General features: G+C 60.9%; 10 protein-coding genes and 3 pseudogenes. 10 read left to right on the forward strand and 3 right to left on the reverse strand.

Annotation, left to right across the window (positions count from 1 at the left end; translation table 11 throughout):
- The first annotated feature begins 19 nt into the window (after window positions 1–19).
- The 3 genes from JZ00_RS16710 (at window position 20) to guaA (ending at window position 3836) form a co-directional block, all read left to right on the forward strand.
- Complete coding sequence (locus tag JZ00_RS16710; RefSeq protein ID WP_039592100.1) at window positions 20–568, forward strand: hypothetical protein; 549 nt, start codon at window positions 20–22, stop codon at window positions 566–568.
- Between the two features lie 141 nt (window positions 569–709).
- On the forward strand, window positions 710–2179 hold the full coding sequence (guaB, locus tag JZ00_RS16715; protein WP_039592097.1) for an IMP dehydrogenase: 1470 nt from the start codon (window positions 710–712) through the stop codon (window positions 2177–2179).
- Window positions 2180–2258: 79 nt separating this feature from the next.
- Window positions 2259–3836, forward strand: a complete 1578-nt coding sequence (guaA, locus tag JZ00_RS16720) for a glutamine-hydrolyzing GMP synthase (protein WP_039592095.1) — start codon at window positions 2259–2261, stop codon at window positions 3834–3836.
- Between the two features lie 90 nt (window positions 3837–3926).
- On the opposite strand, the pseudogene JZ00_RS16725 reads toward guaA, so the two are convergent.
- Window positions 3927–4100, reverse strand: a pseudogene (locus tag JZ00_RS16725) (winged helix-turn-helix transcriptional regulator); the annotation flags it as partial.
- 475 nt (window positions 4101–4575) lie between these two features.
- Here JZ00_RS16725 and JZ00_RS31520 point away from each other — a divergent pair.
- A pseudogene (locus JZ00_RS31520) lies at window positions 4576–4852 on the forward strand (hypothetical protein).
- Window positions 4853–4856: 4 nt separating this feature from the next.
- Window positions 4857–5382 (forward strand): annotated as a pseudogene (locus JZ00_RS16730) (helix-turn-helix transcriptional regulator).
- A gap of 287 nt (window positions 5383–5669) precedes the next feature.
- Here the strand turns inward: JZ00_RS16730 and JZ00_RS16735 are convergent.
- Both JZ00_RS16735 and treR read right to left on the reverse strand, forming a co-directional pair.
- Window positions 5670–7742 (reverse strand): TerD family protein, encoded by a 2073-nt coding sequence (locus tag JZ00_RS16735; protein WP_039592094.1) that lies wholly within the window; start codon window positions 7740–7742, stop codon window positions 5670–5672.
- Between the two features lie 288 nt (window positions 7743–8030).
- A complete protein-coding gene (gene treR, locus JZ00_RS16740; protein WP_039592093.1) occupies window positions 8031–8735 on the reverse strand; it encodes a trehalose operon repressor in 705 nt (234 codons plus the stop codon).
- Window positions 8736–8978: 243 nt separating this feature from the next.
- Here treR and treP point away from each other — a divergent pair, with 243 nt between their 5' ends.
- From treP to JZ00_RS16765, 5 genes are all read left to right on the forward strand, one after another.
- Entirely contained in the window at window positions 8979–10421 is a 1443-nt protein-coding gene (gene treP, locus JZ00_RS16745; RefSeq protein WP_039592091.1) for a PTS system trehalose-specific EIIBC component, read from the forward strand.
- 61 nt (window positions 10422–10482) lie between these two features.
- The gene (treC, locus tag JZ00_RS16750; protein WP_039592090.1) at window positions 10483–12129 is read left to right on the forward strand and encodes an alpha,alpha-phosphotrehalase; all 1647 of its coding nucleotides are present in this window, start codon (window positions 10483–10485) and stop codon (window positions 12127–12129) included.
- Window positions 12130–12270: 141 nt separating this feature from the next.
- Window positions 12271–13494: a maltoporin gene (locus JZ00_RS16755; RefSeq protein ID WP_039592088.1), complete on the forward strand. Its 1224-nt coding sequence runs from the start codon at window positions 12271–12273 to the stop codon at window positions 13492–13494.
- Between the two features lie 71 nt (window positions 13495–13565).
- The gene (gene ptsP, locus JZ00_RS16760) at window positions 13566–16097 is read left to right on the forward strand and encodes a phosphoenolpyruvate--protein phosphotransferase (protein WP_039592086.1); all 2532 of its coding nucleotides are present in this window, start codon (window positions 13566–13568) and stop codon (window positions 16095–16097) included.
- Window positions 16098–16099: 2 nt separating this feature from the next.
- A complete protein-coding gene (locus tag JZ00_RS16765; RefSeq protein ID WP_039592085.1) occupies window positions 16100–16387 on the forward strand; it encodes a PTS transporter subunit EIIB in 288 nt (95 codons plus the stop codon).
- The last annotated feature ends 242 nt before the right edge of the window (window positions 16388–16629 follow it).

The raw sequence follows: 16629 nt of genomic DNA on the forward strand, positions 1-16629 counted from the left end.
GAAACCTCCAGGCCTCGCCATGAATTCGCAAAGTATTATCGTCCCGAAAATTTCCACCTTGCCGGTCCACGAGCCTCGGGCTCGGGCGATCGTGCGCTGGCTGGTGCGCAAGAATATCGTCGAAGAGCAACTGACCACCTGCGGCCGCACCGGCAATCGCATGGCCCACGCTATCGCTCCCGGTGCCCGCGACGTGGTCCTGCATCCCGACGCGCTGCCGTTCGGCGAATCGATCAACGGCCTGGAAATCATCACCAAGCGTTGCATCTATACGCCGGCCAAGGGGTTCCTGGAAGAGGCCGGTTGCGCCGAGTGCCGCAAGGAAGTCGGCGAAGCGCTGTTTGAAAGCCTGGAAGATTGGATGCCTGGGCGCACTGATAACTTCACCTGTCCTGAATGCGGGCATGAAGACGACATCAATGGGTTTCTATTCCTGCAACCCTGTGCGTTCTCCAATCTGGGTTTCATTTTCAATAATTGGCTGGAGGCGGGGTTCAAGCAGGCCTTTGTCGATGAATTCGCCGATTGGCTCGATCAGCCGGTGAGTTGGGTGAAGGTGGAGTTGTAGATAGATGCATCACAGGATGGGCGTGCGGTGGTTTCACCCCACCAATCACCCCGCCAATAATAGACAGAGTTTTACATTGAGCCAGACGGGCTGCATGAGTATAATGGCGCGCTTCCATTTTCCCGCTCGGGAGCCCCCGCGATGCTGCGTATCAGCCAAGAAGCTCTGACCTTCGACGACATTCTCCTAGTGCCCGGTTATTCCGAGGTGCTGCCTAACGAAGTCAGTCTCAAAACCCGTCTCACCCGTGGCATCGAACTGAATATCCCCCTGGTTTCCGCCGCCATGGACACCGTGACCGAAGCCCGTCTGGCCATCGCCATGGCCCAGGAAGGCGGTATCGGGATCATCCACAAGAACATGACCATCGAACAGCAGGCCGCCGAAGTGCGCAAGGTCAAGCGGTTCGAGGCTGGCGTGGTCAAGGATCCGATCACCATCGAGGCTGACGCCACGGTCCGGGATCTGTTCGAACTGACCCGCATGCACAACATCTCCGGCGTTCCGGTGCTGCACGATGGCGACCTGGTCGGCATCGTCACTTCCCGCGACGTGCGTTTCGAAAACCGCCTGGATGCTTCCGTCCGCCAAGTGATGACGCCTAAAGAGCGCCTGGTCACGGTCAAGGAAGGCACCAGCAAGGACGAAGTTCGCGAGCTGTTGCACAAGCACCGCATCGAGCGCGTGCTGATCGTCGACGAGAAGTTTGCCCTCAAGGGCATGATGACCGTCAACGACATCGAAAAAGCCAAGGCCTACCCGCTGGCCAGCAAGGACGACCAAGGTCGTCTGCGCGTCGGCGCTGCCGTCGGCACTGGCAAGGACACCGGTGACCGTGTTGCCGCCCTGGTCAATGCCGGCGTTGACGTGGTGGTGGTCGACACCGCCCACGGTCACTCCAAAGGCGTGATCGACCGCGTTCGCTGGGTCAAGCAGAACTTCCCTGACGTGCAGGTGATCGGCGGCAACATCGCCACCGGCGCAGCCGCCAAGGCCCTGGCCGAAGCTGGCGCCGACGCGGTCAAGGTCGGTATCGGCCCTGGCTCGATCTGCACCACCCGTATCGTTGCCGGTGTCGGCGTGCCGCAGATCAGCGCCATCGCCAACGTCGCCGCCGCCCTTGAAGGCACTGGCGTACCGTTGATCGCCGACGGCGGTATCCGTTTCTCCGGTGACCTGTCCAAGGCCATCGTTGCCGGTGCCTACTGCGTGATGATGGGTTCGATGTTCGCCGGTACCGAAGAAGCGCCAGGCGAGATCGAGCTGTTCCAGGGCCGTAGCTACAAGGCCTATCGCGGCATGGGTTCGCTGGGCGCCATGTCCCAGGCCCAAGGCTCTTCCGACCGTTACTTCCAGGACTCCTCCGCGGGTGCCGAGAAGCTGGTACCGGAAGGCATCGAAGGTCGCGTGCCGTACAAAGGCACCTTGAGCGCCATCATCCATCAACTGATGGGCGGCCTGCGTTCTTCCATGGGCTACACCGGCAGCGCCGACATCGAAGAGATGCGCACCAAGCCGGAGTTCGTGCGCATCACCGGCGCCGGCATGGCCGAGTCCCATGTCCACGACGTGCAGATCACCAAGGAAGCGCCGAACTACCGCGTAGGTTAAGGCCTTCAGCAAAACGTTAATCACCGGGGCTGTTCATTCAGCCCCGAGTTGTTTCTGATTCACTACATGAGAATGAGTCATGGCCCTCGACATTCACGCTCACCGCATCCTGATCCTCGACTTCGGTTCCCAGTACACCCAGCTGATCGCCCGCCGCGTGCGTGAAATCGGCGTGTACTGTGAATTGCATCCGTTCGACATGGATGATGAAGCGATTCGCGAATTCGCGCCTAAAGGCGTCATCCTCGCCGGCGGCCCGGAGTCCGTGCACGAAGCCGACAGCCCGCGCTGCCCCCAAGCCGTGTTCGACCTGGACGTGCCGGTCTTCGGTATCTGCTACGGCATGCAAACCATGGCGGAACAGCTGGGCGGCAAGGTCGAAGGTTCGGATTTGCGCGAGTTCGGTTACGCCCGCGTCGACGTGGTCGGCAAGAGCCGCCTGTTGGACGGCATCGAGGATCATATCGACGCCGACGGCCTGTTCGGCCTCGACGTGTGGATGAGCCACGGTGACAAGGTCACCAAGATGCCGGAAGACTTCCACATCCTGGCCAGCACCCCGAGCTGCCCGATTGCCGGCATGTTCAACGACGACCGTCGCTACTACGGCGTGCAGTTCCACCCGGAAGTGACCCACACCAAGCAGGGCGGCCGTATCCTGTCGCGCTTCATCCTCGACATCTGCGGGTGCGAAGCCCTCTGGACGCCGTCGAAGATCGCTGAAGACGCCATTGCCCAGGTGCGTGCCCAGGTCGGCACCGACAATGTGCTGCTGGGCCTGTCCGGCGGCGTTGACTCCTCGGTGGTTGCCGCATTGCTGCACAAGGCCATCGGCGACCAGCTGACTTGCGTATTCGTCGACAACGGCCTGCTGCGCCTGCACGAAGGCGAGCAAGTGATGGCCATGTTCGCCGAGAACATGGGCGTCAAGGTGATCCGCGCCAATGCCGAAGAGCAATTCTTGAACAACCTGGCCGGCGAGTCCGACCCGGAGAAGAAGCGCAAGATCATCGGCCGTACCTTCATCGACGTGTTCGATGCCGAATCCTGCAAGCTGGACAACATCAAGTACCTGGCCCAAGGCACCATCTACCCCGACGTGATCGAGTCGGCCGGCGCCAAGAGCGGCAAGGCCCACGTGATCAAGTCCCACCACAACGTAGGTGGCCTGCCGGAGGAGATGAACCTCAAGCTGGTCGAGCCGCTGCGCGAACTGTTCAAGGACGAAGTGCGTCGCCTCGGCCTGGAACTGGGCCTGCCGTACGACATGGTCTACCGCCACCCATTCCCGGGCCCGGGCCTGGGCGTGCGGATCCTCGGTGAAGTGAAAAAGGAATACGCCGACCTGCTGCGTCGCGCCGACCACATCTTCATCGAAGAACTGCGCAAGGCCGACTGGTACCACAAGGTCAGCCAGGCGTTCGTGGTGTTCCAGCCAGTGAAATCGGTGGGCGTGGTCGGCGACGGCCGTCGCTACGCCTGGGTCGTCGCACTGCGCGCCGTGGAAACCATCGACTTCATGACCGCTCGCTGGGCACACCTGCCGTACGAGCTGCTGGAAACCGTTTCCGGGCGGATCATCAATGAAATCGAAGGTATCTCGCGCGTGACGTATGACGTGTCGAGCAAGCCGCCGGCGACGATTGAGTGGGAGTGATGGTGCGTCCGGCGCTGACCGGTAGCCACTAGCAAGAAACCCTGAAGCCCGCTTAGTTGCGGGCTTTTGGCGTTTAGGCGCTGACGATTTCTAGGCAAAAGCGTCGCGTTTGGCGAAGATGCTTGCCATTTCTTCCGCATTCTCGCTCCCCCACCTGCCCAGCGGGACGATCGCCTCGGCCAAGCTGCGACCGAGCGGGGTCAGTGCGTAGTCCACCCGCGGCGGCACTTCCTTGTAGTCGGTCCTCGCCAACACGTGATCGGCTGATGCAAATCTGACTTACTACGCCTCGTTCGATAGGTCGAAGTCTGTAAGCCGTGGTAACCCGTTTGGTGTGTGCAAGTGATAGGACTTGAAAAGCCCGCGTTATTGCCAGCTGAACACAAAATTGTGGCGAGGGAGCTTGCTCCCGCTGGGGTGCGAAGCGCCCCCAATCCAAGCTGACTGGGATCGGCCTGACGCACTGCGATGACGGCTTTGGGCTGCAGCGCATCCCAGCATCGTCACCTTTCGCTACGATTCCTCGCCTCCACAAGTACCGAAAAATGCTTACCCTCTGCCGCAGCACCCACGTGTATTCCGCCGGCATGGCGCGGAGCGCTGTCGCAATGTCCGCGAACCACTCTGTACCAAGGCTGCTGCCGAGCAGATGTGGGCCGCTAAATGCTGGGGTTTGAAATCGAGCTGTCAGGTTGTCATCTGACAATCTGACAGCTCGTGCGAATACTGGAGATCACGGATGATTCGTCCAACGCACCCGAAGAAAGAGATCGAAGAAACGCTTAGGTATGCCGAAGGGCGGGGGTGGCGCGTAGACGTTGGTGGCAGTCACGCCTGGGGGCGGGCTTATTGTCCATACAACGATGAGGCGTGCCGCTGCGGCGAGTTCTGCATCACCTCGATATTGGAGCACGCCGAAGAACCCTGGCAACCATGCGCGAGCATTGCGACGCGTCGTGGACAATTGCATTGCGCATCGCAATCGGCGCGAGGCTGATGACGATGCTGAGGAATAGAACAATGGAATATATTTTTACCTTGAAATATCAGCTTGCTGACGATGGCTGTGCCATGGATGAACTGGTGGAGCGGCTGGGAGAAGCGGGCTGCGATGACGCCCTGGTCGGCATCGGGCAGCCGGGCCGGCTGGCGCTTGAGTTCACTCGCGAGGCTCCTGATGCGGTCACGGCGGTGCTTAGCGCTCTGTCCGATGTTCATCGCGCCGTGCCGTCGGCCAAACTGATCGAGGTGGCGCCTGATTTGGTTGGGCTGACCGACGTTGCTGAGATCATAGGTGTGTCTCGGCAGAATATGCGCAAGCTGATGTTGGCTCATCCAGGCAGCTTCCCGACGCCGGTGCACGAGGGAAGTGCTTCTATCTGGCATTTGGCGGACGTGCTGACCTGGCTGCAGGCCAGGGGCAGCTATTCGCTTACCAAGGACGTGTTGGATGTGGCCCAGGTGGCGCTGCAGGTCAACGTTGCGAAAGAAGGCCTACGGTTGTCTGGCTATGGCTTCCGAAGAGTTGGACGCTTTGGTTGGGTGACAGTCATGTCCAGCCCTTCTTCAGTCTGACGAGCCGGTTGGCAAGAGTAATCGTTTTTGTGCACGGCTCTTGTTATCTAATCGTTTTTCTACAACCTTAACCGTTAGCTACAAGATCAGGTGCACGACATCATTTCTGGAATGCCCGTGCTGCGATAGATCGGAATGTGAGCCGAAATCGTTGATGCCGTCTCGCGGGCGTTTGAGGTGGGCGGTGGAGCGGGGCCTACTGTCATCGATATCGTCTTGGAAAGCCCAGTGACCACTGAAGTCCTTCAGGATTGGGCATCAGAGAAACTGTGATCGAATCAAATCCGTATCGAACGGCGTCATCCCTTGATCTGGCGCAAATACTGCCTGTGCCTTTTGCGGCGAAGCCACCCGTTCTCCTCGTGCACGTGCATGTAAATCGAACAGAGTCTCCAAATCCGGACGCGGTGTGTGCACCAGGGCTCGCAGCATCAACGATATCCCACTCAGGTTGTTCTGAACGTTGTTCCACCGTGGCGATGACGTAAGTCCGAGATCGACCCAAATCACGCGCCGCTCTTGCAAGTCCATCACGAATGGCAGGCAGATCCCGGTGTCGGATGCGATATCGAGACGGTCGACGACGGATCGCGGTTCGAACACTTCACCCGATGCCACGTCGGCACGGGCCATCCAGCCAGCGAAGCACTCGGGAAGATCGCAGTACGGCTGTTCGGTGAATGAATTGATCGATGTTACGACGTAGCGGATACCCTTCTCGACGAGGACATCAAGATCGAGGTCGATGAACTCCGAAGCCCCGTGGGGTGCATCGACGATATCGCCGCTGTGATAGCCGCCGAACCCCTTCAGGTTGTAGTACGCGACAGTTTGCGTGAACACGAAATTGGCGTCGAAAAATGCGGCGGACAAGTCGATGTCCGTGCGTTCACGGCCGTTCTTCCACCACAGGAACAGGCGAATGAAACGCGTGTCAGGCATAGGCAACCGGCTGCCTCGCACCAGCGTACGCAGCGACTTCGATGCGGCACGTTGTGCCAGCGGCACCCTGTATTCGCGCAGTACGGGATCGATGAAACAGCGGCCAAGCGGCGGCAGTGATGCAAAACGCTTTATGAGAGCGTCCCGGCAAATTTGGGCTGCACGCGCCAACACCTGAGGCGTGAGAGGTTCGCGCCGATCCTCGATGCCATAGACCTTGGCCAACGCCCCTTTCGGCGTGAAAGCCCGCAAGGGCAACGGGCGCGGGGCCCGTACTTGGGCTAGTACCTGCAGCAGGATAGGTGTGGACACTTGTGTCGCGACGGCCTCGAACGCGTCGAGTACAGCGTCCGCTTCGCTCGCGCGGCGCAAGGTCACATCCAGCCGTCGTGCGAATTCACCGGGACGTTCCTGCAATAAGGGCGTAAGCGCGGCGATCTGACGCTGGGCTAGCATTGTTTCGACACGTGATCCAAACGAGGCCGGCGGGTCGTTGCGGCGCGCTGCCGTGATCGCGGCGAGTGCTCGTGGGTACTTATCGGCGTGCTCCCCCGGATGCAGTACTTCGGCCAAGCGTTTCCAGCGTTCGGCATGACGCATCACATCCTCCCCGGCGTTGGGTGCGCGATCGAGCAGGCGCAGCAGCAGACGGCGCGTCGCGCGCTTCATCGCTGTGAAACGTGTCGAAGCTGTCGTCAGTGACACGTCGCCTCCACTCAGCGCCACCGCCAGTCGTAATACGTCTGTCGCCGTTTCGACGTTTTGCTCCAGGAATGCGTCTACCCGTGCATCGCCGGCCACATGCAGGAGCAGTGTGCCGCCAACCAGTGCGCGAATCTCCCGGAACGGGACGGCCTGAGGCAGCAGACGAAACACATCGCTTTTGTACGCTCGGATAAACCAGACGACATCGGCTGTTTCCTCTTCGGAGAGCGAAGTGCGCGATGAAACCAGCGGCTCGAGCAATGACTCGAACTCAGAGACGCTGCCCAGTTCGATAACCCGGGATATGAGGTTTCCTTCAAGCATCACAGGCCGAGCGTGTTCGCTCGGTGGCAAACGCCGAAGCGTGAGGTAATGAATGACGGCGGTCAGGTACAACTCCGCCTCTGAGGCTTTTAGAACTTGCTCTGGAAAGTCAGGATAAAACGGCTGGTGGTGCACATGGGCGCCGGTCTGCCGCCGTAGCACTCCGATAACATCGCGCAGCCAGTGCGTGAGTTCTGCCGCCGAGAGCATGCCGATTCGCTTGATCAGCGACTCCGATAGCACGCATCGGAACGCCGCGATTTCCTGGACTGCCGACGCTACCTGGGCGCGCGTGGCTCCGCCGGTGCCCGTAGGGACGTGAACCTTGGTGCGGCGACGCAGGAACAGCTCCTGATTCATGCTTGATTTCTCCCTTTGGCCGCCGTTGTGAGTGGGCAGCTACGTCGCATCTGCAGTCGATGTAAAAACGCCTGCAAGAAGCAGGCGCGGTGTGGAGAGCGGAACCCCTAGGTCATGAGGGTGAGAAGGAAGGTGTTCCATAGCCACGCAGGCATTCTACGGAAGGTGGGTCCTGCTTGTCAGGCAAACACATAGCTTGAAACGTACTCGATTCTCGACTGGCAATATCTTTCTAATGACTTCCGCACAATACAACGCGTGAGCCCGTATCCACATGGTTTGTTGTGTTCACCGCCGCGCCACATCCGAAAAATAAAACTTATCCAGGGTATGCCGCGATTCGGTGTACTCGAACTGCCGGCCGTCCTGGAGAAAGGTCTGGTTGCTGACCACGATCACATGGCTCTGGCCTTCGAGGTCGAGGTGCTGCTGGTCGTCCTTGGCGCAGCGGACCGCTTCGATGGTGCGCTGGGCGTAGGCGATTTGCAGGTGCAGGGTCTGTTCGATGAAGGCGTAGATCGACTGCACGGCGATGTCGCGGGTCAGGCCCGGGATCACGTCGCTGACGAAGTGGTTGATGTCCAGGATCACGCGCTTGCCGTCGATTCGCCGGACCCGCTTGATGCGGGTAATCGGGCTGCCGGCGGGGGCCTTGATGTGCTCGAGTAGCGCTCCTTCCAACGGCAACTGGCTGAACTCGACCACTTCGGTGCTGACATCGTTGCCCAGGCGCGGGTAGGTCTCCTGGAAGCTGACGATGCCGCCGAGCTGGAATTCGATGGGTTGGGTCGACAGCACGAAGGTGCCCTTGCCATGGATCTTCTGCGCGAACCCACGCTCCTGGAGTTGTTCGATGGCCTTGCGCACCGTGCCACGGCTGGCCTGGTAGCTGTCCATCAGTTCGGTTTCGGACGGCAGGCGAGCGCCGCGCTCCAGGCGTTCGGTGGTAATGCTGGTCAGCAGATCGTTGTAGATCTGGTTGTATTTACTCATGGAGAGGGCTCTGTACCGCGCTGTTCACCGGGGCGGAACCTTACGGGCCAAGTGGGGGATTTGTCCAATCGCCTGTCATTTTTTGCCGACAGTAGCGTAGGACGTTTCCAGGGTATTCGGGGCTCATCATAAACAAAACATAACTCGTCTGTACCAGTTGTTGCTTTAACTCGTACAGACGAGTACTTTCTCTTCCACGTGCTGTCGACTCTCGATAACAAGAATGACGCGGAAGAAAAAAGCATGAGCCACGATTACTCCAGAATCGCCAGCGAGCTGCTGCAAAGCTTGGGTGGCGTCGACAATATCGAGCAGGCAGCCCATTGCGTGACGCGCCTGCGCCTGTCCCTCAAGGATGCGGCCCGGGTGGACAGTGCCACGCTGAACCAGATCGACCTGGTCAAGGGCTCGTTTTTCACCGGTGGCCTGTTCCAGGTGGTCATTGGCCCCGGCGAGGTGGAAAAGGTCTATGCCGCCCTGCGCGAGCTGACGGGCCTGGCCGCCGCCACCATCGCTGACGTCAAGCGCCAGGGCGCGCAGAAGGGCAACGGCATGCAGCGCCTGGTGCGGGTGCTCTCCGATGTGTTCATGCCTATCCTGCCCGCGCTGGTGATTGCTGGCCTGCTGATGGGCGTCAACAACCTGCTGGGCGCCAAGGGCATGTTCATTGCCGGACAGACATTGCTCGATGCCTATCCGAACCTGGACGGCGTCTGGAGCCTGATCAACCTGATGGCCAATACCTCCTTCGTTTTTCTTCCGGCGCTGGTGGGTTGGTCGGCGGCCAAGCGTTTCGGCGGCAGTGAGATTCTGGGCATCGTGCTGGGCCTGATGCTCGTCCACCCGGATCTGCTCAACGCCTGGAACTACGGCAAGGCGGTGGCGGGGTTGGATGGCCAGAGCCTGCCGTATTTCGACATCTTCGGTTGGTTCCAGATCGAGAAAGTCGGCTACCAGGGTCAGATCCTGCCGATCCTGCTGGCGGCCTATGTCATGAGCGTGATCGAGCGCTGGTTGCGGGCCAGGGTGCCCAACGCGATCCAACTGCTGGTGATCCCCATCACCACCATCGTGATCACCGGGGTGCTGGCCCTCGCCATCATCGGTCCGGTCACCCGCCACCTGGGCATCCTGATCACCGAAGGCATGGTGGCGCTGTTCGACCTGGCGCCAGTGATCGGCGGGGCGATTTTCGGCCTGCTCTATGCGCCGCTGGTGGTGACCGGCATGCACCATATGTTCCTCGCGGTAGACCTGCAGTTGATCTCGACCCAGGGCGGCACCTTCATCTGGCCAATGATCGTCATGTCCAATCTGGCCCAAGGCAGCGCGGCGCTGGCGGTGTTCTACATGACGCGCAATGCGCGGGATAAGAGCATGGCCTCCACTTCGGCGATTTCCGCTTATTTCGGCATCACCGAACCGGCAATGTTCGGGGTCAACCTGCGCTACAAATTCCCCTTTTATTGCGCCCTGGCCGGTTCGGCCCTGGGTTGCATTTTCCTGTCGCTGAACAAGATCAAGGCCTCGGCGATTGGGGTGGGCGGGCTGCCGGGTTTCATTTCCATCGTGCCGGACTACATACCGATGTTCGTGGTCGGCATGGTCATCGCCATGAGCGTGCCCTTTGCCCTGACCTGCGCGCTGAGCATGAAGATCGTCCGGCCGGGGTATCGGGTGGCCTGACGCCGGGTGTTTGCACGATGAGGCCCGCAAGGCCGAACCAAACAGATTGAAGGAAACGCACATGCAAGACTGGCAACGCTCGGTGATCTACCAGATCTATCCCAAGAGTTTCTACAGCCATGGCGGACAACCCACCGGCGACTTGCTGGGGGTGGTGGACAAGCTCGACTACCTGCACTGGCTGGGTGTCGATTATTTGTGGCTCACGCCGTTCCTGCGTTCACCGCAAAGGGACAATGGCTACGACATCAGCGACTACTACGCCATCGACCCCAGCTACGGCACGATGGCCGATTGCGAAGTGTTGATCGCCGAAGCGCAAAAACGCGGCATCAAGCTTATGCTGGACATCGTGGTTAACCATACCTCCATCGAGCATCCCTGGTTCCAGGCCGCCCGCAGCAGCCTCGACAACCCATACCGCGATTTCTATATCTGGCGGGACCAGCCGAACACCTGGGAGTCCAAGTTCGGCGGTTCGGCCTGGGAGTACGAAGCGCAGACTGGCCAGTATTACCTGCATCTGTTCGACCATACCCAGGCCGACCTGAACTGGGACAACCCCCGGGTCCGTGCCGAAGTGTTCAAGATGATGCGTTTCTGGCGGGACAAGGGCGTTGGCGGCTTCCGTCTCGATGTGATCAACCTGATCTCCAAGCCGGCGGACTTCCCTGACGACCACACCGACGGTCGGCGTTTCTATACTGACGGTCCCAACGTGCACCGCTACCTGCAGGAAATGCATCGGGAAGTCTTCGAGGGTTTCGACCTGATCAACGTTGGCGAGATGTCGTCCACCAGCCTGGAGCACTGTGTTCGTTATTCGTGCCCGGCCTCCCGCGAACTGTCGATGACCTTCAATTTCCACCATCTGAAGGTGGATTATCCGAACCTGCAAAAATGGGTGCGGGCCGACTTCGATTTTCTTGAGCTCAAACGCATCCTGTCCGACTGGCAAGTCGGCATGCAGGCCGGTGACGGTTGGAATGCGCTGTTCTGGTGTAACCATGACCAGCCGCGGGTGGTGTCGCGGTTCGGCGATGACGGTGAGTACCGCGTACCGTCGGCGAAGATGCTCGCCACGGCGTTGCACTTTCTCCAGGGCACGCCGTTCGTTTACCAGGGCGAAGAACTGGGCATGACCAATCCGGGTTTCGATCACATCGAGCAATACCGCGATGTGGAAACCCTGAACATCTATCGCCTCAAGCGCAACGCCGGAGTCCCTGAAGCCGAGGCCATGGCGCCAATCATGCAGAAGTCCCGTGACAACGGGCGCACGCCGATGCAATGGAGTGCAGGGCCGAACGCGGGTTTCAGTCGGGTCGAACCCTGGATTGGCGTGCCTGCCAACGCCGCTTTCATCAATGTCGAGCAACAACAAAAAGACCCGACCTCGGTGCTGCACTACTACCGCGAGCTGATCGCCCTGCGCCGCAGCGAAGCCTTGATCCAGGATGGCGTCTATCGCTTGCTATTGCCCGAACATCCGCACGTATGGGCGTACCTGCGCGAAGGGCAGGGCGAGCGCCTGCTGGTGGTCAGCCATTTTTATGGGGGCGACTGCGAGGTGGAACTGCCCGAAGGGATCCTCACCCATGACACGAAGCAACGCTGGGTGATTGGCAACTACGAAGCGGGCGAACACCGATACCGACGGCTGCGCCTGCGGCCCTACGAGTCGTTCGTGCTGCACCTGAGCGACTGAATAAAAAACTTCCCCCGCCCAGGCAATGCCTGACAGCGAACACGTTGCGCCGCACGCATCGTGGGTCCCTTGTCGTCAGCCAAACGGCAAACAAGGGGGGAGTCATGGAGCAAACAACAATAAGAAACAATGGAGAGGCGTATGAAAACAATAATAAACCGTGGCCTGGCCGCGTCCTGTATCTGCCTGGCGCTGCCGTTTCCGGTTCAGGCGCTGGAGTTTTCCGGTTATCTGCGCAGTGGCGTCGGCAGCGCGATCAATGGCCGTTCCCAATCCTGTTTCCAGTTGCCTGGGGCGCAGACTAAATATCGGTTGGGCAACGAGTGCGAGCAGTACGGGGAGTTGGAGCTGCGCCAGGATCTGTTCACCCTCGACGATGGCTCGGTGTTGAGCGTGGATGGCATGGCGTCGCTGTACAACCGCTACGACCGCACGCCGACCTTTCAGGGTGAAAACGGCGCGGCGCGCATGCCGCAGATGTATGCCCAATGGTCGAACATGCCCAGCCTGAACGGCGGGTCGTTGTGGGCCGGTCGGCGGTATTACAAACGCAACGACATCCATATTTCGGATTTCTACTACTGGAACCAGAGCGCCACGGGTGGCGGGATCGAGGACGTGCTGATCGGTGGGCTGAAATACAGCTACGCCTTCTCGCGCAAGGACAACCTCTACCAGAAAGACCCGGTCAACCGGCATGACTTCAACGTCGCCGGTTTCAGGACCAACCCTGGCGGCGAGCTGGAGTTGGGCCTGAGTTTCATCGACCGGGCGAACCGTCGTGATGCCCATCGTGGTTGGGCCCTGACCGCCCAGCATGTGCAGCAGGACTTCCTGGGTGGCAAGAACAAATTGGCCTTGCAATACGGCGAGGGCCCCGGCACTGGGCTGGGTTATACCGGCGACACCGGGCTGGACGACAGCAACAAAAGCTATCGTCTGGTGGAGTTTTTCGATTGGCAGGTCACGCCGCGTTTCGGCGGGCAGGTGCAGACGGTGTACCAGAAGGACATCCGCCCCGACGGCACTGACCAGGACTGGCTGTCGTTGGGGGTTCGCCCGGCCTACGCCATCACCGACCAGTTCAAATTGGTGGCTGAACTGGGCCACGACCAGGTGCAGGCCAACGATGGAACACGCAAGCTGAGCAAATTCACCGTTGCCCCCACCTGGTCGCCCAAGGGCCCGGAATTCTGGGCGCGCCCGGAAATACGGCTCTATTACACCTACGCCAGTTGGAACGCGGCGGCCCAGCGAGCAGCCAATGAGCTGGCGGCCGGTTCGGCGCTGTCCGACACCGGGGCGTTTGGCGGGGCGCGACATGGCTCCAATGTGGGCCTGCAGGTCGAATATTGGTGGAAGTGACCCGTGCAGGCGCGGGTCGCTGATCGGCGTGCCCGCGATGCGAAAAAGAACAGACAGCAGCAGGTGAAGTCATGAAAACAACGCAATCCTTGCAATTGCTCGCCCCGCTGTCCGGGGTCTTGATGCCTTTGGACAGCGTGCCGGATCCGGTTTTCTCCAGCCGTGTGGTGGGGGATGGCATTTGTATCGATCCGACCTCGCAAACCCTTTGCGCGCCGCTGTCCGGTGTCATCGGCACGCTCCAGGACAGCGCCCATGCGGTCAGTATCACCGCTGACAATGGTGTCCAGGTGCTGATGCATATCGGCCTGGACACGGTCAACCTGGCGGGCAAGGGGTTCACCTCGCGGGTGACCATGGGGCAACGGGTCGAGGCCGGCCAGCCGCTGATCGATTTCGATGCCGACTACATCGCCTTGCACGCGCGCAGTCTGCTGACGCTGATGCTGGTGGTCAGTGGCGAACCCTTCAGCCTGCTCGTGGACGAGGCCACTTGCATCGAGAGCGGCGTGCCATTGTTGCAGGTGCGCTCAGGTGGGGGAGCGGTCGATGAGGCGCAGCAGGGCTCCGTGCTGTTTTCCAGGCCGCTGGTCGTGCCCAATGAAAGTGGCCTGCATGCCCGTCCTGCCGCGGTGTTTGCCCAGGCCGCCAAGGGCTTCGATGCCCATATCCAACTGCATAAGCAGCAAGCCAGCGCCAACGCCAAATCCGTGGTGGCGATCATGGCGTTGCAGACGACCAAGGGTGACAGTCTGCAGATCAGCGCCGCCGGTGCCCAGGCTGGGCAGGCCATCGAAGCGCTGGAACAATTGCTGCTGTCAGGGTGCGGCGAAACAGTGCGGGCGCCGCTAACTCTGGAGCCGATCACCGCCATCGAAGCGTCGACGCCCGGCCGGTTGCGGGGTGTCTGCGCATCGCCTGGCTCGGCGTTTGGCGAAGTGGTCCAGATCGCTTCCCAGGTCTTGGACATCGAGGCGGCGGGCGTCGGCATCGAGGCTGAGCAGGCGGCCCTGGATCAAGCGCTGGAGCTGGCGACGCAAGCCTTGAAGGCATTACAGGACGAGGCGGCAGGCGGTGTCCAGGCACAGATTTTTCGTGCCCATCAAGAGTTGCTGGAAGACCCCACCTTGCTGGAGCAGGCCCAAGCCTTGATCGCCGCGGGCAAGAGCGCGGCGTTCGCCTGGAAAACCGCCACCGAGGCGAGCGCTGCGCTGTTCCAGCAATTGGGCAGCGCTTTGCTGGCCGAGCGCGCAACGGACCTGGCCGATGTCGGGCAACGGGTGCTCAAGTTGATCCTGGGCGTGCAGGACAACGCGTGGAACCTGCCCGAACAGGCGATTCTGGTGGCCGAGCAACTGACACCCTCCCAGACCGCCAGCCTCGACACCTCACGCATCGCCGGTTTTGTTACGGTGGGCGGCGGCGCCACCAGCCATGTCGCGATCCTGGCCCGTGCGCTGGGCCTGCCCTCGTTGTGTGGCGTGGCACAAGCGGTGCTGGCCTTGGAGAATGGCACCCGGGTGTTGCTGGACGCTGACACTGGTGAACTGCACGTGAACCCGGATCAGGCCCTGATCGAGCAGCGCCAGGCCTCGGGTGAGCAACAGCGCCAGCGACACCAGCGTGACCTCGAACAGTCGGCCCTGGCGGCTCGTACCCTTGACGGCCATCGAATCGAAGTCAGTGCCAATGTCGGGTCGCTGCGGGACGTGGAGCAAGCCATGACCCTGGGAGGGGAAGGTGTGGGGCTGTTGCGCTCCGAACTGCTTTACCTGGATCGCGCGGACCCACCGGCTCACGACGAGCAAGCGGCCCTGTACAGCGCCGTTGCCCGGGTTCTCGGGCCTGAGCGCAACCTGGTGGTTCGCACCCTGGATGTGGGCGGGGACAAGCCTCTGGCCTATGTGCCAATGGCTCATGAAGCCAACCCATTCCTCGGCATGCGCGGCATTCGCTTGTGCTTGGAGCGACCGCAGTTGTTGCGCGAACAGTTCCGGGCGATTCTGGCCTGTTCGGGGTTGGCGCGGCTGCACATCATGCTGCCCATGGTCACGCAACTGGCGGAGCTGCGCCTGGCGCGGCAGATGCTGGACGAAGAGGTTCGCCATCTGGGACTCAAGCAGGCGCCAAAGCTGGGCGTCATGATCGAAGTGCCCGCGGCAGCGCTGATGGCCGACTTGTTTGCCCCAGAGGTGGATTTCTTCTCCATCGGCACCAACGACCTGACCCAATACACCCTGGCCATGGACCGTGACCACCCGCGCCTGGCCAGCCAGGCCGACAGCCTGCACCCCTCGGTGTTGCGCCTGATCGCCCGTACAGCCGAGGCCGCTCGCGCCCATGGTAAATGGGTCGGAGTATGTGGCGCGCTGGCCTCGGAACCCTTGGCGGTGCCGCTGTTGCTGGGGTTGGGCGTGGATGAGTTATCGGTCAGTGTGCCGCTGATTCCGGCGATTAAGGCCTGCGTGCGTGATTGGGATCTGACGGAATGCCGCACGCTCGCTCAACAGGCCTTGGGCCAGGACAGCGCGGAGCAGGTGCGTGACCTCCTGCGTACTTACTCATCCACCGCCAACCCGGCCAACCTGGCCATGGAGCATTGAACATGTTCGACAAACTGCAACGGGCGTTCTGGAAAGCCTTGACCCCGGACCTGGTACCGGAAGAACCCAAGCGGCCGGCGGCGGTTGAAGGGTTGGCGCCGGCCATCGTTGCCGCGTTGGGCGGCGCGGACAATCTCAAGTCCCATCAGCCCGTGGCGTTGACGCGGCTGCGGGTGGAGCTGCTGGATGTGGCACGGATTGATCGGGCCGGGTTGAGCGGCGCCGGTGTGACGGGAGTGATGACGCTGGACAACGGCGTGGTGCATCTGATTACAGGCCTGCCGGGCTGATTGTCGGGGGCTGCTGCGCAACCCGGCGGGGGGAGCAAGCTCCTTCGCTACAAGAGCGGTTCGGCTTGGGGGGGCGTTCGGTGTTTTGCGGTAATGAAGTTTGGAAGGTTCGCCTCACCGCTCCCGCTGGGCGCGAAGCGCTGACCGCTCGATTCATTCTTCTGTCGGGAAATAACCACCACACGTTTTTTTTCATCTTGGTTTCCTTACCGTTTCTCATCTGCGGGTGTATCGTATTCGCC

The organism is Pseudomonas frederiksbergensis (assembly GCF_000802155.2).
GTDB lineage: Bacteria > Pseudomonadota > Gammaproteobacteria > Pseudomonadales > Pseudomonadaceae > Aquipseudomonas > Aquipseudomonas frederiksbergensis_A.